This window comes from Vibrio sp. 10N.261.51.A3, from assembly GCF_041471965.1.
Taxonomy (GTDB): Bacteria; Pseudomonadota; Gammaproteobacteria; order Enterobacterales; family Vibrionaceae; genus Vibrio; species Vibrio crassostreae_C.
Window position 1 is genome coordinate 17,405 of the sequence record NZ_JBFRPK010000052.1, and the last position, 17,267, is coordinate 34,671.

Below are 17,267 nucleotides of genomic sequence, written 5' to 3' on the forward strand. Positions count from 1 at the left end.
ACCAAAATCAGTCCACGTGTTATGACTAGGAGAGTCGAATTATGAGTTTAGTAATGGAACAACCGGCAGCCGATGTGCCGCCAAAGGTGAAAAGCACCCAAGCACAAGAAAGTACCCAAGCAAAAGAAAGATATGATCCAAAATACGATCCACTTAAAGACAAGAGCCCAGGTCACGGTAAGGAATACGCCCCGACTTATTGGGTAGATACCGCAGGCGCGCCACCTGAAGATGATGGCCCAATTACGTCGGATATGGATGTCGATGTGGCGATAATCGGTTCAGGCTACACAGGCCTAAGCACTGCGATACACCTTGCTGAAATGTACGGCATTAAAGCGATTGTGATTGAAGCTAACCGTATGAGTTGGGGCTGCAGTACCCGAAATGGTGGTCAAGCTCAGTGTGCGTCAGGACGTTTGAAGCGCTCTCAGTGGATTGAACGTTGGGGGCTCGAAACCGCGCTAAAAATGCACCGCGAATGCGTCGATGGTATGAACACCTTTAAGTCTCTGATCAAAGACATTGATTGTGACCCACAGCCGGGCGGCCACTTATACGTTGCCCATCGTCCCAAAGTGATGGCAACACTTGAAAAAGAAGCCAAGTTGCTGCGTGACACGTTCGATTACGATGCGCAGATCTTAGATGCGGAAACCGTAAAACGTGATTACGTTGGTGATCAAGAAGCGGCAGGCGCAATGCACGAACCAGAAGGCATTGGCATCCATGCAGGGAAACTGGCGTTTGGTTATCTAAGAAAGGCGAGAGCACTCGGCGTAAAAGTTCACCCAGCAAGCCCTGTGATGGGTTGGGAAACACGCAACGGTGTGCACTACTTAAAAACACCAGGTGGTGTGGTTAAGGCTCGCTCTGTCGGTGTTTGTACCGGTGGTTACACCAGCCAAGGTTTGCATTCAGAGCTTAAGAATCGCCTATTACCTGTACTTTCTAACTCGATGGTGACACGTCCGTTAACTCAAGACGAAATCGCCGCGTGTAACTTCAAAACCAATCAGGTGATTACTGATACCAGAATTCTGCGTCATTACTACCGTTTGTTACCCGATAACCGAGTGCAGATTGGTACACGCAGTGCCATCAGTGGCAAGAATGCACCTGAAAAGAAATACGAAGATATGTTGAGAGCGGATCTTACTCGAAAATTCCCTTCTCTCGACCAGATCAAAATCGATTATTCATGGTGGGGTTGGGTTGATGTTAGCCACGACATGATGCCAAGAATCTATCAGCCGAATTCAAAGCAGTCCATATTCTACGCGCTAGGGTATGGCGGCAATGGTGTGATGTACTCCGCTCAAGCAGGCAAGCGCCTTGCCCAGTGGATCGCAGGTGAAGGTCATAAGCTTGACTTGCCAATATTTGAATCAAAACTTCCGTTCCCCAACGTGAGGGAAGTGGTGGAATCTGAGATGTTTGCACCATTTCGAAGAGTAGGGCAACAGTTCCTTTATCAGTGGTATTCGTTAAAGGATGAAGTGCTTTAGCTACTCGAACATTGTTTCCAAAATAGGGAAATAGAACTACGACCAGGAAAGTTGTACCAGGTCACCTTGTGAGCAAAGTACAGGCAGGACGTCTGTATGATATGAAAGGTTAAGACTATGAAATTGATTAAAAATAAAATTATTGCTGGCGTCACAATTGTAGCAACAGCGATGCTATCTCATACTGCGGCAGCAGCAAATTTCAAAATGGCTATCGGCGATGCTGCTGGTGGTACTCAGTGGGAATTAGCGACATCATTTTCTGAATTGATGGAGCAAAAAACAGACGGTAAAGTCAAAATCGACCTGTTCCCGAATGGTCAATTGGGTAATGAGCAAGACACCGTGAACGACGCGGCAATCGGTCTTCTCGATTTCTCTGTGTTGGCGATCAACAACGTGACGCCTTTCTCTCCAACGGTTGGTCTATTGACCATGCCTTACGTCATTCAAAGTGCAGAAGAAGCGGTGCTATTAACTCAAGGCCAAGTGGGCCAAGATCTTGTCGATAACACGATTCGTGATGCAGGCGTTCGTATCGTAGGTTGGGCTTATTCTGGTTTTAGGGTTCTAACCAACTCTAAAAAATCAGTGGCTTCGCCAGCAGACCTTAAAGGGTTAGTGATTCGCGTTCCTCGTAACGAAATTATGATCGCTTCTTATCAAGCATGGGGTGTAAACCCAACGCCAATGGCATGGTCTGAAACCTTTACTGGCCTGCAACAGGGCGTGGTAGATGGTCAAGATAACCCTTACATCACAGTGCATGCGATGAAGTTCAACGAAGTACAAAAGTACGTGACCAACATTCGCTACATTTTCTCTCTAGAACCTCTAATTGTGAGTGAAACGGTCTTCCAACAGCAAACACCTGAAATGCAGAAGATCATTCTTGAAGCAGGTCAGGAAGCGACAGAGCACAGCTTCGCTTATCTAGAAAACACGGAAAACCAAATTCGTGAAGAGTTACAAGCGAAGGGCATGGTATTCACCGACCCAGCAGATAATGAGCAAGAGTGGATCAGCAAGGTGACTAAGTCAGTTTGGCCTAAGTTCTACTCAAGCATTGGAGGCAAAGACAAGCTAGACGACGTTCTTGAGTTACTAGGTAGAAAGTAACGATTAGATTCGCCCTATCTGCTGTTCTCCGCGACTTAATCACCTAGCGACAGAACAGTGAGATAGGGCATTTACATGGCTGTACTCGTTGAGCTGTTCTGTACCTGATCTTTTAGGACCGTGAGCGACTGGTTGTCATGTGAAAATCAACATTGGAGGTTATATGTCAGTCGCTAAAACAATAAAAAAACACCTGAACAACATTGAGGAATATACCTGTTGTTTGTTGCTTGCAAGCTTTGTCCTATTGCTGTTTACACAAATCCTGACGCGTCAGCTATTCGACTACTCTATCCCGTGGGGGGATGAGGTCGCTACTTACATGTTCGTTTGGTTCGCCTATCTAGGGGCTGTTGTGGCGGCCAAGATGTCGGCACACAACCGAGTGAGTTTTCACTTCAAATTCTTTCCGCCAATCGTGCAAACCGTCAGTGAAACCATCGCTGATTTCTTATGGCTCTGCTTCAACGGTTACTTTGTCTATCTCAGTTATGACTTCGTGTTCAACAAAATGAACCTGTTTTGGAAGTCTCAGACCACAGGTATCCCGATGAAGTATTTCTACATGATTTTACCTATCGCGTTTTCCCTGATGATGATTCGAATTATCTGGAACAACTACGAGCGTTTATTCAAAGGCGCAACCAACGAAGATCCAGAAGTCAAAGAACTGCGAAAAATGACGGCACAAAAGTCAGCGCAGTAGTCATCACAGAGAATAGTCGTAATAGAGAGATGTAATAATGGAATCCTATTTAACTCTAATTTTATTTGGTGGCTTCTTAACCCTGTTAATTCTGGGTGCACCAATCACAGTATCACTGGCTGGCGCTTCAATGGCGGCCTATATGTTGCTCGACAAAAATCCCATCGCTTTAGTACAAATTGCATTTACTTCGGTAGGTAACTTCCCGCTCATGGCTCTGCCTGCTTTTGTGCTTGCGGGCGCATTAATGGAGGCGGCTGGGATCTCCAAACGTTTGGTTGATATTGCCGAAAGCTTAGCTGGGCCCGTAACAGGTGGCCTTGGCGCGGCTACAGTTATGGCGTGTCTTTTCTTTGGCGCTATCTCGGGTTCTGGCCCTGCAACAACCGCAGCGGTAGGCATGCTAATGGTGCCCGCTATGGTTAAGCGTGACTACGATAAGAGCTACGCGTCGGCAGTAACGGCTGCATCAGGTGGCTTGGGCATCATCATTCCTCCATCCATACCTTTGGTTATTTTCGGCATTTCTGCGATGGGATTAATGGCACCGCCAGAAGCCATTGCTCAGCATGGGCAGTTTGCTTCTTTGTCTATTCCAAAACTGTTTGTTGCTGGGGTTGTGCCGGGTTTCATTATGGCGTCGACGCTAGTGGTCACTAACTATTTTATTGCTAAGCGTGAAGGCTATAAAGGGCTTACCGAAACATGGTCGTTTGGTGATGTAAGGCATTACCTGCGTCGAGGTTTATGGTCGATATTGGCGCCATTCTTGATTCTGGGTGGTATCTACAGCGGTATGTTCACACCAACAGAGTCTGCGGTTGTGGCGATTTTCTATTCGCTATTTGTGGGTGTGTTTATTCACCGAGAGTTGTCGTTCAAAAGCGTGATGAAATCTTTGTCGACCACCACATGGATCACCGGACGCGTATTGTTAATCCTCTTTGCTGCCACTGTGTTCGGACGTCTGTTGATCGAGCAAAAGATCCCGGTTGTCGTGGCTGAATCATTACTCAGTTTTACCGACAACATGTACATGGTGTGGGCGCTAACCATTACCTTGTTGTTGTTCATCGGCATGTTTATGGAAACCTTAGCGGCGATCATGATCATCGTGCCAGTGTTACTGCCAATCATGTACATGCTGGGCGCTGATCCAACTCACGTGGGCATCGTGGTGGTGTGTACCTTATCGATAGGTTTTGCAACGCCGCCGCTTGGGGAAAATATCTTTGTCGCCTCGGGGATTGGTGGCTCTACGGTTGAGCAGATCACCGCGAAGATCCATCCCTTTGTACTTGCATCTGTCGTAGGCGTTTTCGTTATTGCTTTCTTCCCACAAATCACGCTTTGGCTACCGTCCTTAGTCGGCTATTAGGAGACACAACGATGAATCTATCCAGAATAATCCTTATTGGCTGCGCCTTGTTTGCTGTGATCAGCGGCATTGGATTGCGTGCCGAGCATTCAGAAGTCGAGAAAGAGATTAAGCCAGTCAATGTGCTCGATATCTCTGAGCCACATGTGGTCAGTGACGCTGAAAGGAGAGCCAAAATCTTGTTGGCGAAAGCGGTGGTGCACGTTCAAAAAGAAGGTGACGACAGCGTGAAAGACTTCATGAGTGATGCCGAATATATAGACGGTGAGCTCTACGTGTTTGCTCTTGGTATTGATGGCCAATTCCTTGCCAGTGGCGGTTCTTCGATGGTGCTGGTGGGCGACAGTGTGTTGGATACCCAAGACGTTTACGGTAATCCTTTTTTCCGAGAAATGATCACCAAAGCGGTACACAAGGGTTTTGGTGAAGTGAAGTATCACTGGACTAATCCGACTGATCGTATGGGTGAGCCGAAAACGACTTTCTTTGAGCGTGTGGGCGATGTGATTGTCGCTGTGGGTTATTACCCAGAACGTTCGAGTGCTGCTGAGGCTAAGAATTTATTGGCGAGAGCGATGACCGCGATAGTGGAGTCAGAACAAGAGAGTTTAACGGAGTTCAATGACGCCGAAGGAAGTTTTGTAGAAGGGGACCTGTATGTGTTTGTGATGGATATGAGCTCTGGAATGCTGCTCGCGCATGGCGTGTCCCCTGAGCTTGTTGGGCGTTCACACGACGAAATTCTAAGTCCTGACGATAAGCCGATTCTCACTGAGATGTTAAACCTAGCCAAAGAAAATGGTCGTGGCGTTTACACCTATCGATGGTTAAATCCGCTGTCGAGCAAAGTGGAAACTAAGCACACTTACTATCGAGTTATCGACAATAAGTTGGTTGGGGTGGGTTATTACACAAATTTAAACAACACGTAAACGCGTTTCTACGGAACCCTCAACCCAGTTAAATAAAGGGCTGGGGGCTCGAAATGCCGGTTTGTGTAAAAAAGCAATTTAGTAAAATTCACACTGTGTAATTTTTGTTGTGAAATTGTTTCAAAAATAACAGTAGTATGAAAAACATGGAAACCACACAGTAAAGAACAATTTTGAAAAGGGTCTATTGGGATGTTTGACCTAAATGAAATTTAAAGCCGTACGAGGGATAGACTATGAATATGCTGACACTAGACAAAACAGAACTTCACAGAAACCATTCAACATTTATTGCTGAAGCTGTCTTTGCCGTCGAAATGGTGAAAGCAGACAAGCAACTCGAAAAACAAAAAATGGCGAAACAGTTGCTTGATACTCTATTTCCTCTAGAGACGGGTTCACATGAAGATGTAGTGAGCTACGAGATCGATTACCGACATGTTCAGGTTTACTTCAAGAATGGCGAACATACTGGACTGAAACGCGCTAAACACTTTGTGGCTTACACAGGTGATAAATCTAAGCCTTCAGCAATCCTATTCCGTGATGAAAGCGGTACGCACGTTGAAGTGACAATCGGCGCTCGTAAAGGCACAGGCCGTCTGGAGTTGGTTGATATTCAAGATATCCAATTAGAGACGTGCACTACGTTTGGTCAAACTGAGGCGAGCCGTTCTTCTGGCATCCGTCACTGGGTGAGCTTAGTAAAAGGCGATGAAAGTGGCCGCCCGAATGCATCAAGTGAAGACAAAGAGTTCACGGCGAAAAATGGTGAAGACTATAACCTAGGTTTTTGCTTCGCAATCTAACGAACTGTCTTTGAAATGTGCAGTGCTGATCTGTGAGACGCAGCACTGACATTTGAGCACTGATTTCTCTTTTACCTTTGGTAACTTTCCCCGCCCCTATAGCGGGGCTTTTTTATTAGAGCTATAAGTAAATTGGGTGATTATTAAAATTATCTGAAAAAAGTTTGGATGTAATTTTACGGTGCGTCATTTTAATTTAAATTGTTGTATTTGAAGGTTTTTATTCTTTTATTTTATTCTGTTTTTATTGGGTTAGCTATCACTATCAACGGTGGTTTGGGTGACTGTTGAGCTGAAACTCAGTCAAAATGCTTTGAGCTGTGCTATAATGTGCGCCTTGGGATTGAGCCAGTAAGTCCATTTATCACTAACTATTGTGATTTTTATTGCCTTTTATTTAGGCGGTTCGGCGAGCCAATCAAGTAGTAATTGGATACGGAGAGCGTCCTTATATTCGTTGATTCGGATATGCGAACATCATAATTTATGAGTTTTAAATCAAAAAAATACAGTATTGATTCTACTGACTATCAAGTTGGTCAAGATAACGTCAGTAAATGGGGCATGGATGTCCATAACACAGTCTTCGTAGCCTCAGTAGGCTTATCTCTTCTCTTCATCATCACTCTTCTTGCTCTTCCTCCTGCAGATGCCAAAGCTGCGATTGATTCTATCAAGGGTGCTGTTTTATCAAAGTTTGACTTCCTCTTTATGTGGGGAGCCAACATCATGTTAGTTTTTGCCGTTATTCTTGCATTCTCACCTTTAGGTAAAGTTCGCTTAGGTGGCGAAGACGCGACTGCGGACTATTCAATGTCATCTTGGATTGCGATGTTATTCGCAGCAGGTATGGGTATTGGACTTATTTTCTGGGGTGTTGCAGAGCCAACCGCGTTCTTTACGAACTGGTTCGGAACGCCACTCGATGCAGAACCTTTCACAGCAGCTGGCCGTGAATTGGCACTTGGTGCGACCGTATTCCACTGGGGTTTCCATGCTTGGGCTATCTATGGCATGACGGCACTTTGCCTTGCGTATTTTGTTTACAACAAAGGCTTACCGCTATCAATGCGTTCTGTGTTCTACCCAATTTTGGGTGAGCGAGTATGGGGCAAAACGGGTGATGTGATCGATGTACTAACGGTACTGGTTACTCTGTTTGGTCTTGCGACTTCACTAGGTTTAGGTGGTACACAAGCTGCAAGTGGTATCAGCCACGTGTTTGGCTTGGACAACAACATCTTCCTTCAGCAATCTATCATCGTTCTGATCATGGGCTTGGCGATCATCTCTGTACTACGTGGTATGGACGGTGGTGTTAAATTCCTAAGTAACCTGAACATGGTTATTGCGTTCGTATTCCTTGGTCTGATCGCTGTTCTGAACTTCACAACTGTGCTTGATTCTGTCGCGACTGCTGTGACGGGGTATGCGAAAAACATCATTGCATTGAGCCAAAGCTCTGGCCGTGAAGACACAACATGGCTGCATGGCTGGACTGTATTCTACTGGGCATGGTGGGTTGCGTATGCACCATTCTTCGGTATGTTCGTAGCGCGTATTTCTAAGGGCCGTACGGTTCGTGAATTCCTACTTTGCGTATTGATTATACCAACACTGGTAACGTCTGCTTGGATGTCTATCTTTGGTGGTGTGGCTATCGAGCAAGTGATCAGTCATGTGGGGCAACTTGGCCTCGACCAAGGCATCACAGACGTGTCTCTAAGCTTGTTCTACATGCTAGACGCTTACCCGTTTGGTAGCATTCTATCGGTTATCGCTGTAGCACTGATCATCGTGTTCTTCGTTACAACCCTAGACTCAGGTTCTATCGTTATCGATGGCATGACGGCGGGCGGTAAGCTTGAAGTTCCTGTTAAACAGAAAGTGGTTTGGGCAGTTATCTCAGGTGCTATCGCAATGGTGATGTTGTGGATTGGTGGTACGCAATCTATCCAAGCATTGCAATCGATCACTATCATTGCTGCACTGCCGTTTACGATCATTCTTCTGATTGGTTGTTTCAGCTTGTTGAAAGGTCTACTGACTGAAGTAGACAAAGGACAAACAAGCGTTAGTGAAACAGCAAAATAAAGTCACGAAGCCGCTGAGTAAGTCATTAGGTAATTAACGACTTATTCCAGAGGAAGCGTTATTTCAAAGCTCTCTTGCACCGTGTGTAAGGGAGCTTTTTTATGCCTGAGAAGAAATGAACGGTAAGAGAAAGAGACAAAAAAAGAGCCACAAGCGAATCGTCACTTGTGGCTCTTTTTTAGTTTTAGAGATTAGTTCTAGCTATTAGCTTACGCGTTTAGTTCGTGTTGAATTACGTAATCCAAAGCACCGACTACCGCAGCAACTTGAGCGTCGTTACACTCTTCGTCTGTCACTTTGTCGCTGTCCGGGTAAACCTCTGTGGTTGTACCGTACTTACAATCAGTCACACCGCCACATAAGCCAAGCTTCTTCATTGGGTAGTTAATCACACCATGTTGGGTAACTTCAGAACCAATGATCTTGCCTTCGTCATCTGCTGGCGCAATGTGCGTTACTTTTTCTACTGAAGCAATCACCGCCGCTTGGAATTCTGGCTGTGGATTTTCAGTATCGCCAACCGTGTAGAAACCGTCTGGGATCATGCCTTCGATGTACTCAATGCCATCACGGGCTGCGAGTGCTGGTCGGAATTCTGTTTCGTCAGAATCCGTCGTTTCATGTAGGTCAACGTGAACTAAGATTTCTGGTAAAGAAGCGACTAATGCACGTAGGTTTGCTGACTCTTCTGCTGGGGTACCGTCGTAGAAAGAGCGGTTTGGATCGACAGCATTTGGGTTCCAACGGTTGATCACTTCATAACCCCAAGGGCTCACACAAGGCGCAACAACAATGTTGAAGTGCGCTGAGTATTGTTCTGCTTGAGTTGCGGCGAACTTGATCGCGCCATGCACACCACTGGTTTCGTAACCGTGAACACCACCCGTTACAAGGATCGTCGGTTTTGATGCGTCCCAGTTTTTGCTTTTGATTGCAAAAAGCGGGAAGCGAGCTTCATCGTAGCTCAGTGCGCCGTATTGCTCGATGTCAAAGCGGTCTGCCAATGCTTGGATTTTTGGCACGACTTCTTGCTGGTATTCACGCTTAACGGTTCTTTGAGCGAACCATGCTTGACGTTCTGCTTGTTGCCATTTGTGTCCTGGCTCACCAATTGGGTAGGAGTATTCACTTTTCATCTATACTTCTTCTTTTATGTTCGCGAAAGATGAAGACAGACTAGTCCTGTCTAGCTGAGACGGCAATAGAAAACACAACTTGTGACTCTATTTTTTACAGACTCATAACTTTGATGAGTGGATTGATGGTGTTACATTTTATCAATTGTTTAATCCCTTAAAAGAGACCATAAAATGGCTGGAGCAAGTTTATTAACGCTACTGGATGACATTGCAACTGTGTTGGATGATGTCGCACTGATGTCTAAGGTCGCAGCGAAAAAAACCGCTGGTGTATTGGGGGATGATTTAGCGCTGAACGCTCAGCAGGTATCCGGTGTTTCTGCTGAACGAGAGATCCCAGTGGTTTGGGCGGTTGCCAAAGGATCATTTAAAAACAAGCTGATTTTGGTGCCCGCGGCATTATTGATCAGTGCCTTTATTCCTTGGCTGATCATGCCTTTGCTTTTGATTGGTGGCTTGTTTCTTTGTTTTGAAGGGGCAGAGAAAATCTTAGAGAAGCTCTTTCCTCATGCTCATCAACAGGCTGAAAAGGGAGAGGACACAAGTATTGGTGAATCCATAGAGGAATATGAGAAGAGAAAGGTCGCTGGCGCGATTCGTACCGATTTCATATTATCCGCGGAAATCATCGTGATAGCGTTGGGCACTGTGACAGGTACAAGCATCGTTACTCAGATTCTTGTCGTGAGTTTGATTGCGGTTGTGATGACGATTGGTGTTTATGGCTTAGTGGCAGGGATCGTTAAGTTGGACGATTTAGGCTTTTATCTGCAACGAACATCGAATGGCAGTGCCATTAAGACTCAATTGGGTAACGGGTTAGTCGCGTTTGCTCCCAAGTTAATGAAGACGCTTGCTGTGGTCGGCACTGCCGCGATGTTCTTGGTTGGTGGCGGTATTGTGGTGCACAACGTTCCTGCGATTCATCACTTAATTGATCCGATTATTATGGACTTTCGTGGACATACGATAGCGACAGCGGTGGTTCCAACGCTATTGAACGGTGTTATCGGCGTCTTAGCTGGATTGATCGTCGTTGCTGTTTGGAGGGTGATTGGAAAAATTCGCGGTAAGTAGGCCTCAAAGAACGTTTTATTAGGCAAAGCGTTCCTTTCATACAAAACAAAAAGGGTCACCATAAGCTGGTGACCCTTTTTAGTTGGGTGTGGGGTATATACGACGTATTTACTCCACCATCCAAATTCTTATTTTACCGACCAAGCAATCGTCTCGCCGCCACGGATTGGCACAACGATGTCTGAACCGAAAGGCATGGTTTCAGCAACGTTCCACTCTTCTTTAACAAGAGTGATGGTGTCTGTGTTACGTGGAATACCGTAGAAGTCAGGGCCGTTGTGGCTTGCAAACGCTTCTAAGTTCTCAATCTTACCTTCTAAGTCGAACACTTCTGCGTACAGTTCAACGGCAGCGTGCGCTGTGTAAGAACCTGCACAACCACATGCTGACTCTTTTGCGCCTTTTGCGTGTGGTGCAGAGTCTGTACCCAAGAAGAACTTCTTGCTGCCGCTTGTCGCAGCTTCGATAAGCGCTAATTGGTGCGTGTTACGCTTCAGAATAGGAAGGCAGTAGAAGTGTGGCTTAATGCCGCCAACCAACATGTGGTTGCGGTTGTAAAGTAGGTGGTGAGCGGTGATGGTTGCCGCTACGTTGTCATTCGCGTTCTTAACGAAGTTTGCTGCATCAGCGGTTGTGATGTGCTCAAGAACAATCTTTAGGTTAGGGAAGTCGTTCACAATCGGTGCTAGCACTGTGTCTAGGAACTGCTTCTCGCGGTCGAAGATATCAACATCGTGAGTGGTAACTTCACCATGAACCAGTAGCAACATATCCACTTCTTGCATTGCTTCTAATACGTGGTAAATCTTTTGTGCTGACGTTACGCCTGAATCCGAGTTAGTCGTCGCGCCTGCTGGGTAAAGCTTTGCTGCCACTACTGCACCAGACTCTTTCGCTTTGCGAATTTCTTCAGGTGTTGTGTTGTCTGTCAGGTAAAGTGCCATTAGAGGCTGGAATTGCTCGCTTGGCTGCTCTGCCATGATGCGTTCACGGTAAGCTAAAGCCATTTCGGTATCGGTTACCGGTGGGATGGTGTTTGGCATGATTAACGCTCGACCATTGTAGCGGCTGATATCGCGCACTGTATCTTTTAATACTTCGCCATCGCGTAGATGAACGTGCCAGTCGTCAGGACGAGTAATCGTAAGTTGTGTCATTGAAGGCTCCCACCATTTGAAGTGTTATGTAGTTGGAGCCTAAACTCGGCGAAATCTGTGAAAGCAATCGCTTACGTTTAGGCGACAGGATGATAGTGGAAAAGCACTTTGATTTCATCCTATTTTTAACTCTTCAGGGCTAGGAGCTTGTTTTTATGGGTTTTTAATTCGGTATTTATTTTTGGATACGGGTTAGCGAGTCGCCACCCAGAGTCCGTGAATCATCCCTGGAACCCAGAAGAAGAAGGTCAGGACGATGTTAATCAGCAAATCTTTACCTGCACCACGAGCGAAGAACACGCCAACAGGCGGAAGCAGTACACATAAAATGATAATGACGAGTTTGTTCATGATAAATCCTTTTTATTCAATGAAAGTTCAATGCGATAACCGTGTTCACATTATAGAACGTATGGAGAGTGTTAATGCATTGCTGTCTTAATGTATACAAGGCAGTGATTTAAACATCTCAAGATATTAGCTTAGTATCAAGTGTTTAATGCCTGCCAGTTTATCTATTTATAACCATTTGTTAGCATTGGGACAAACAACAGAACATTGGAATCGTTATGTCGCAGTCACCTATAGATCGAAAGGCTTTAGAGCAAGCTCCTTCCTTATCTCAAATCAACGTGTTTCCGGTTAAATCAGTAGGCGGGATTGCACTCTCTTCTGCTTGGGTCGAAAAACAGGGCCTTACCTTCGACAGACGTTTTATGTTGGCGTTGGCTGACGGCTCAATGGTGACGGCGCGTAAGTACCCTAAAATGGTCAAGGTGTCTTCAAGCTTGCAGCCAGACGGTTTGATTTTTACTTATGAAGGTAAAGAGCCGCTGCGCCTGAAATATACAAACTTCAAGATGCAAGAAGCGCCTGCAACGGTGTGGAAAGATAGCTTCACTGCGTATACCACCAACGACGAGGCGGATGATTGGTTCAGCGATGTGCTTGGTGTTCGCGTAGAACTGCTGTTCTGTGGTGAGCAGTCGAATCGTGTTCGAGAAAAGCTTGGTCAGAATGTCAGTTTCGCTGACGGCTATCCAATGTTGGTGATTAGCCAAGCCTCTCTAGATGAGCTCAATCGCCGCAGCCCTGAAGTTCATTCAATGGATCAGTTCCGCACTAACTTTGTTGTTTCAAATACAGAAGCCTTTGCCGAAGACGGCTGGAAGCGTATCCGAATTGGTGAGGTTGAATTCGAAGCGGTGAAGCCTTGTGAGCGCTGTATCCTGACGACAGTCGATGTTGAGAGTGGCGAATTTAGATCAACAAAAGAGCCGCTTAATACCTTCTCTACATTCAGAGCCAACGAGCGTGGTGGAGTCTTCTTTGGCCAGAATCTAGTGGCGAAAAATGAAGGTCTGGTGAAAGCGGGTGATGTGGTTGAGGTACTTGAAACCAAAGAGAAAGAGCACTACGAAGACACTTGGGTAGAATCACTGCACTTAACTTGCGTCGAGCGTGAAGAGATCGCTCGCGACTTCACAACCTTTTGGCTAGAGCCAGCGAAAGAGAACCATTCATTACCAAGCTATCAGCCAGGGCAACATTTACCGATTGAGATGGTGATTGATGGCGAGAAGTTTTCTCGTCGTTACACGTTATCTTCTAGCCCTTCACGAGCGGGTCGTTTAGCGATTTCAGTGAAGCGAGTGGACGATGGCCAGATCTCTAATTGGTTGAATGATCATTTCCAAGTGGGCGATACGCTAGTTGCTCAAAACCCAGATGGTGCGTTCTACTTAGAAGCGAATCCAACTCACCCATTACTGCTGTTGTCTGCAGGCAGCGGCATTACCCCTATGTTGTCGATGCTTCGTTACTTGGCAGACCATGGTCAAATTGATGATGTGGTTTTCTATCATCAATGCAGCAGCGAAGAAGATATCCCTTATCAAGCTGAGATTGATAAGATCGCCAGTGAGCACGCGGGTCTTCGTGTGATCTATTCATTAAGCCAACCAACCAAAGAGTGGGATGGTTTGTCTGGGCGTCTAAGCGTGTCGCATGTCGCTAAAATTGAAGAGCTACACAAGCGTCAAGCGTTCGTGTGTGGCCCTGACGGCTTTATGGACAATGCCAAGAAACTACTGATTCAAATGGGGCTTAACCCTCAACATTATCATCAAGAAGCGTTTGGTGTTGCTCAGTCTACCGAAGAGGCGGTGAAGCAGCTGCAGTTAAGTGTGAACGGCTACCTGTTTGAAGGTAATAACCAATCAACCCTGCTAGAGCAAGCTGAGTCGGCGGGTGTGTCTATCGCTTCAAGTTGCCGTGCTGGTTTCTGTGGCGCTTGTAAAGTGACCCTTGAGTCAGGGCAAGTTCACCAACCGGATGTGCCTGCATTGCAAGAACATGAACGTAATATGGGTCAGATACTGGCGTGTTGTAGTGTGCCTCAAACCGATATCGAAGTTGTTGATTAACGACGCGTTCGGTCAAAAGGAAAAGCACTAAATAGAAAAGGCCGGAAGTTCGTGAATGAGCTTCCGGCCTTTTTGATTCTGAGACTAATTCAAAAACTAATTAATCGTAGATCGTTGGGATAGGTTGACGCTTGTGCTGTGTTGCTTTGTAGATACTCACTAAACGATCGGATACGTCTTGAGAAACGGCTTTGCCTTCAAGGAAATCATCGATCTGATCGTAAGAAAGGTTCAATGCTGCTTCATCGGCTTTCTGTGGGTCAAGCTCTTCTAGATCAGCAGTTGGTACTTTCTTAACCAGTAGCTCTGGAGCGCCCAGTGTTGCTGCTAGTTCACGAACTTGACGTTTGTTCAGGCCGAACAGCGGTGCTAAATCACATGCGCCGTCACCGTGCTTGGTGTAGAAGCCAGTGATGTTTTCCGCTGAGTGGTCAGTACCGATTACAAGGCCGCCAACGTAACCTGCAATTTCGTATTGTGCGATCATGCGAGCGCGAGCTTTCACATTGCCTTTCACAAAGTCGATTTTAGCTGAATCTGTTGGTAGCAAGCCTGTGCCTTCTAGAGCAACGTGAGATGCAGCGTGAAGCCCATCAACACCCGCTTTAATGTTTACAGAAACAGATTGAGAAGGCTGAATGAAAGACAGCGCAAGTTGCGCTTCGTCTTCATCTTTTTGCTCACCATATGGTAGGCGAACGGCGATGAATTGGTAGTTGTCGCTACCAGCGCTTTCATTCAGGCTATCAACGGCCATTTGTGCTAAACGGCCACAGGTCGTTGAGTCTACACCGCCACTGATACCAAGGATCAGAGACTTGCAGCCTGACTGCTGAAGTTTAGTTTTGATAAAGTCCACACGGCGAGTCACTTCGAAGTGAGGGTCAATTGAAGGTAGTACGCGCATTTCGTCACGAATTAACTGTTCCATTCGTATTCCTTTCCTGCAAGCAAATTAAAAATCTAGTGTTATCATACCTAAATCATCCGATTTAAAAACCTCTTTGCACAAGCTTAGAAAGAGAAGGCAGTAATAAATAATGGAAAAAATAGCCATTTTCGGTAGTGCGTTTAATCCGCCGAGCTTAGGGCACAAAAGTGTGATTGATTCGTTGGCTCACTTTGACAAAATTCTACTTGTTCCAAGTATTGCCCATGCTTGGGGAAAAGAGATGCTAGACTTTGATACGAGATGTCAGTTAGTTAACGCATTTATTAGCGATCTTTCACTGGATCAAGTGGAGCTTTCTTTGATCGAAAAGAGCCTATTTACTCCAGGTGAAAGCGTCACGACTTATGCAGTGCTCAGTGAACTCCAAAAGTTACATCGTGACGCTGAACTGACATTTGTTATTGGCCCAGATAACTTCTTTAAGTTCTCATCTTTCTATAAATCAGATGATATTACCGAGCGGTGGTCTGTAATGGCTTGCCCTGAAAAAGTGAAAATTCGCAGCACAGACATACGTAATGCACTGATAAGTGGAAGCGATGTTGCAAAACTGAGTACAAAGTCAGTTACAAAGATGTTGCAAGATAGTGGACTGTATCAGATAATGTAAGTTCACTAATCAAGAGGTCAGAGGACTATGCTAAAGAGCGCGATATCAGCGACGTTGATCATGGCAGCATGTAGTATGCCTGCGTATGCTGAGTGTGATTTTTTTAGCTTAGATTCAATCATGCTGACTTCTGATGAAGATGACAATTGTCTAGATTTCTCGACCAGCATTGAGTCTTTTGGCCAACGTATGATGGAAATCAGTGGGCTGAGCGATGATGAACCTGAAAGCACACCGGACTATTGGTCTGACTGGGTTCTTCAAACCAAAGACTCGCCATTGCTGACACAAAGCATTGAGTCAAACTATGTTGGCTTGGGTATGTGGTTTCCAGAAGACCTTGAAGATGAGCAGTATGATATGTCTACAGAGGAGTGGTTGATGAATCATGGTCTTCAACTCAGCATCGGTTTTGGCGAGAAAGTCGAAGGGCAGCCGCGTATGCGCTTTGATTATCGTTGGCACGACTCACGTGACGCCGACCTAATGATGCAGGTTGAGTTGCCATTTTAGACAGGCAGATACACAGATAGATTGCTATCTACGTCTAAATAGTAAGAATTAAAAAAGCCGCAAAAACTCAGTTTTTGCGGCTTTTCAGTATCTGGCTTGCGAGTTTTAATACCAGCACTCACTTTCCGCCAAGCTATAAATCTTCACCAAAAACAAGCATACACAGTTGCTCGAACTCTTCTTCTTTACCTGAGAACAGATCATCAATCACAAGTGAACGTTTTTGACCTGACTGCATGCGCTTCTTCGCTTCTCGCATCACCATCACCAGAGTGTGCTCTTGTGGCAGGTTTGAATCATCAATGTTCCATTGATTGAATCGCTGAGAAAGAGCACTTTCACAAAGCAGTGGTTTAAACGACAACACTTCTTGCTTCAAGACAGAAAGCATATCTTTAAACGCTTGTTCCGTATTATTGGCATTGGAAGCACGAGCTTTGGTTTGTTCTAGCTTTTCTAGTAGTGCCGAAGAGAGGTTAGTTTGCGTGATGTAACCCGCTTGTCTTGGAAATGAATCCGTCAAACGAACAGAAAAGTCGACGCGGTTAACCTGAGTGTTTGGAAAGTAGGTCAGTGACGTTAGGCAGTCGTGTGGAATCCAGACGCTTTGTCCTGGTTCAACGGCATACTCTTGTTTGCCTAACTTAATCAAAACCAAGCCACTTTGAACCGATACAAGGCTATGTTTAAGTACTTTCTTGCGTGGTGTGATCACCAAGTGTGAAAAGTAAGCCGATGTATATTCAATAGCGAAGTTCATAGATAGTACCTTAATTTTGGGGCGTCAAGATTACCGTTAATCTTAAAGAATGCCAACAATAACAGGGGATTTTCAATGTTTCTGGTC

16 protein-coding genes are annotated in these 17,267 nt (G+C 45.6%); 11 read left to right on the forward strand and 5 right to left on the reverse strand.

From position 1 onward, the window contains the following. Positions 1–41 precede the first annotated feature (41 nt). The 7 genes from AB4371_RS13430 (at position 42) to AB4371_RS13460 (ending at position 8,546) form a co-directional block, all read left to right on the forward strand. Complete coding sequence (locus AB4371_RS13430; protein WP_372150061.1) at positions 42–1,508, forward strand: NAD(P)/FAD-dependent oxidoreductase; 1,467 nt, start codon at positions 42–44, stop codon at positions 1,506–1,508. A 117-nt stretch (positions 1,509–1,625) separates the two neighbouring features. Then, positions 1,626–2,627 carry a TRAP transporter substrate-binding protein gene (locus AB4371_RS13435; RefSeq protein WP_372150064.1) on the forward strand — a complete coding sequence of 334 codons (1,002 nt, stop codon included), beginning with the start codon at positions 1,626–1,628 and terminating at the stop codon, positions 2,625–2,627. 163 nt (positions 2,628–2,790) lie between these two features. Further along, complete coding sequence (locus tag AB4371_RS13440) at positions 2,791–3,333, forward strand: TRAP transporter small permease (protein WP_076651792.1); 543 nt, start codon at positions 2,791–2,793, stop codon at positions 3,331–3,333. Between the two features lie 37 nt (positions 3,334–3,370). Then, the gene (locus tag AB4371_RS13445; protein ID WP_017064290.1) at positions 3,371–4,711 is read left to right on the forward strand and encodes a TRAP transporter large permease; all 1,341 of its coding nucleotides are present in this window, start codon (positions 3,371–3,373) and stop codon (positions 4,709–4,711) included. An 11-nt stretch (positions 4,712–4,722) separates the two neighbouring features. After that, positions 4,723–5,643 carry a cache domain-containing protein gene (locus AB4371_RS13450; protein ID WP_372150067.1) on the forward strand — a complete coding sequence of 307 codons (921 nt, stop codon included), beginning with the start codon at positions 4,723–4,725 and terminating at the stop codon, positions 5,641–5,643. 236 nt (positions 5,644–5,879) lie between these two features. After that, positions 5,880–6,452, forward strand: a complete 573-nt coding sequence (locus AB4371_RS13455) for a malate synthase (RefSeq protein WP_017064292.1) — start codon at positions 5,880–5,882, stop codon at positions 6,450–6,452. 486 nt (positions 6,453–6,938) lie between these two features. After that, positions 6,939–8,546, forward strand: a complete 1,608-nt coding sequence (locus tag AB4371_RS13460; protein WP_048609743.1) for a BCCT family transporter — start codon at positions 6,939–6,941, stop codon at positions 8,544–8,546. A 209-nt stretch (positions 8,547–8,755) separates the two neighbouring features. Here AB4371_RS13460 and AB4371_RS13465 read toward each other — a convergent pair whose 3' ends face one another. Beyond that, positions 8,756–9,682: a M14 family metallocarboxypeptidase gene (locus AB4371_RS13465; protein WP_372150070.1), complete on the reverse strand. Its 927-nt coding sequence runs from the start codon at positions 9,680–9,682 to the stop codon at positions 8,756–8,758. A 174-nt stretch (positions 9,683–9,856) separates the two neighbouring features. Between AB4371_RS13465 and AB4371_RS13470 the strand changes: the two genes are divergently transcribed. Beyond that, on the forward strand, positions 9,857–10,762 hold the full coding sequence (locus AB4371_RS13470) for a DUF808 domain-containing protein (protein WP_372150074.1): 906 nt from the start codon (positions 9,857–9,859) through the stop codon (positions 10,760–10,762). A 128-nt stretch (positions 10,763–10,890) separates the two neighbouring features. On the opposite strand, the gene pyrC is transcribed toward AB4371_RS13470, so the two are convergent. Both pyrC and AB4371_RS13480 read right to left on the reverse strand, forming a co-directional pair. Then, on the reverse strand, positions 10,891–11,919 hold the full coding sequence (gene pyrC / locus AB4371_RS13475; protein ID WP_048609740.1) for a dihydroorotase: 1,029 nt from the start codon (positions 11,917–11,919) through the stop codon (positions 10,891–10,893). Between the two features lie 192 nt (positions 11,920–12,111). Continuing rightward, positions 12,112–12,270 carry a YqaE/Pmp3 family membrane protein gene (locus AB4371_RS13480; RefSeq protein ID WP_008215717.1) on the reverse strand — a complete coding sequence of 53 codons (159 nt, stop codon included), beginning with the start codon at positions 12,268–12,270 and terminating at the stop codon, positions 12,112–12,114. Between the two features lie 218 nt (positions 12,271–12,488). On the opposite strand from AB4371_RS13480, the gene AB4371_RS13485 reads away from it, so the two are divergent. Next, positions 12,489–14,345, forward strand: a complete 1,857-nt coding sequence (locus AB4371_RS13485) for an MOSC N-terminal beta barrel domain-containing protein (RefSeq protein WP_372150077.1) — start codon at positions 12,489–12,491, stop codon at positions 14,343–14,345. Between the two features lie 100 nt (positions 14,346–14,445). Here AB4371_RS13485 and nadE read toward each other — a convergent pair whose 3' ends face one another. After that, the gene (gene nadE, locus AB4371_RS13490; RefSeq protein WP_065681642.1) at positions 14,446–15,276 is read right to left on the reverse strand and encodes an ammonia-dependent NAD(+) synthetase; all 831 of its coding nucleotides are present in this window, start codon (positions 15,274–15,276) and stop codon (positions 14,446–14,448) included. A gap of 109 nt (positions 15,277–15,385) precedes the next feature. Between nadE and AB4371_RS13495 the strand changes: the two genes are divergently transcribed. Together AB4371_RS13495 and AB4371_RS13500 are read left to right on the forward strand one after the other, a co-directional pair. Next, the gene (locus AB4371_RS13495; protein ID WP_102535294.1) at positions 15,386–15,907 is read left to right on the forward strand and encodes a nicotinate-nicotinamide nucleotide adenylyltransferase; all 522 of its coding nucleotides are present in this window, start codon (positions 15,386–15,388) and stop codon (positions 15,905–15,907) included. Positions 15,908–15,934: 27 nt separating this feature from the next. Further along, positions 15,935–16,420 (forward strand): hypothetical protein, encoded by a 486-nt coding sequence (locus AB4371_RS13500; protein ID WP_372123939.1) that lies wholly within the window; start codon positions 15,935–15,937, stop codon positions 16,418–16,420. Positions 16,421–16,553: 133 nt separating this feature from the next. Here the strand turns inward: AB4371_RS13500 and AB4371_RS13505 are convergent, their stop codons facing one another. After that, positions 16,554–17,180, reverse strand: a complete 627-nt coding sequence (locus AB4371_RS13505; RefSeq protein WP_017067957.1) for a hypothetical protein — start codon at positions 17,178–17,180, stop codon at positions 16,554–16,556. Positions 17,181–17,267: the final 87 nt, after the last annotated feature.

What these genes read in the sequence shown, in the direction of transcription:
- AB4371_RS13440 (WP_076651792.1), top strand. Translation starts at nt 2,791, where the DNA reads ATGTCAGTCGCTAAAACAATAAAAAAACACCTGAACAACATTGAGGAA.
- AB4371_RS13450 (WP_372150067.1), top strand. Translation starts at nt 4,723, where the DNA reads ATGAATCTATCCAGAATAATCCTTATTGGCTGCGCCTTGTTTGCTGTG.
- AB4371_RS13470 (WP_372150074.1), top strand. Translation starts at nt 9,857, where the DNA reads ATGGCTGGAGCAAGTTTATTAACGCTACTGGATGACATTGCAACTGTG.
- AB4371_RS13485 (WP_372150077.1), top strand. Translation starts at nt 12,489, where the DNA reads ATGTCGCAGTCACCTATAGATCGAAAGGCTTTAGAGCAAGCTCCTTCC.
- AB4371_RS13505 (WP_017067957.1), bottom strand. Translation starts at nt 17,180, where the DNA reads ATGAACTTCGCTATTGAATATACATCGGCTTACTTTTCACACTTGGTG.
- pyrC (WP_048609740.1), bottom strand. Translation starts at nt 11,919, where the DNA reads ATGACACAACTTACGATTACTCGTCCTGACGACTGGCACGTTCATCTA.
- AB4371_RS13435 (WP_372150064.1), top strand. Translation starts at nt 1,626, where the DNA reads ATGAAATTGATTAAAAATAAAATTATTGCTGGCGTCACAATTGTAGCA.
- AB4371_RS13460 (WP_048609743.1), top strand. Translation starts at nt 6,939, where the DNA reads ATGAGTTTTAAATCAAAAAAATACAGTATTGATTCTACTGACTATCAA.
- AB4371_RS13465 (WP_372150070.1), bottom strand. Translation starts at nt 9,682, where the DNA reads ATGAAAAGTGAATACTCCTACCCAATTGGTGAGCCAGGACACAAATGG.
- AB4371_RS13495 (WP_102535294.1), top strand. Translation starts at nt 15,386, where the DNA reads ATGGAAAAAATAGCCATTTTCGGTAGTGCGTTTAATCCGCCGAGCTTA.
- AB4371_RS13455 (WP_017064292.1), top strand. Translation starts at nt 5,880, where the DNA reads ATGAATATGCTGACACTAGACAAAACAGAACTTCACAGAAACCATTCA.
- nadE (WP_065681642.1), bottom strand. Translation starts at nt 15,276, where the DNA reads ATGGAACAGTTAATTCGTGACGAAATGCGCGTACTACCTTCAATTGAC.
- AB4371_RS13430 (WP_372150061.1), top strand. Translation starts at nt 42, where the DNA reads ATGAGTTTAGTAATGGAACAACCGGCAGCCGATGTGCCGCCAAAGGTG.
- AB4371_RS13480 (WP_008215717.1), bottom strand. Translation starts at nt 12,270, where the DNA reads ATGAACAAACTCGTCATTATCATTTTATGTGTACTGCTTCCGCCTGTT.
- AB4371_RS13445 (WP_017064290.1), top strand. Translation starts at nt 3,371, where the DNA reads ATGGAATCCTATTTAACTCTAATTTTATTTGGTGGCTTCTTAACCCTG.
- AB4371_RS13500 (WP_372123939.1), top strand. Translation starts at nt 15,935, where the DNA reads ATGCTAAAGAGCGCGATATCAGCGACGTTGATCATGGCAGCATGTAGT.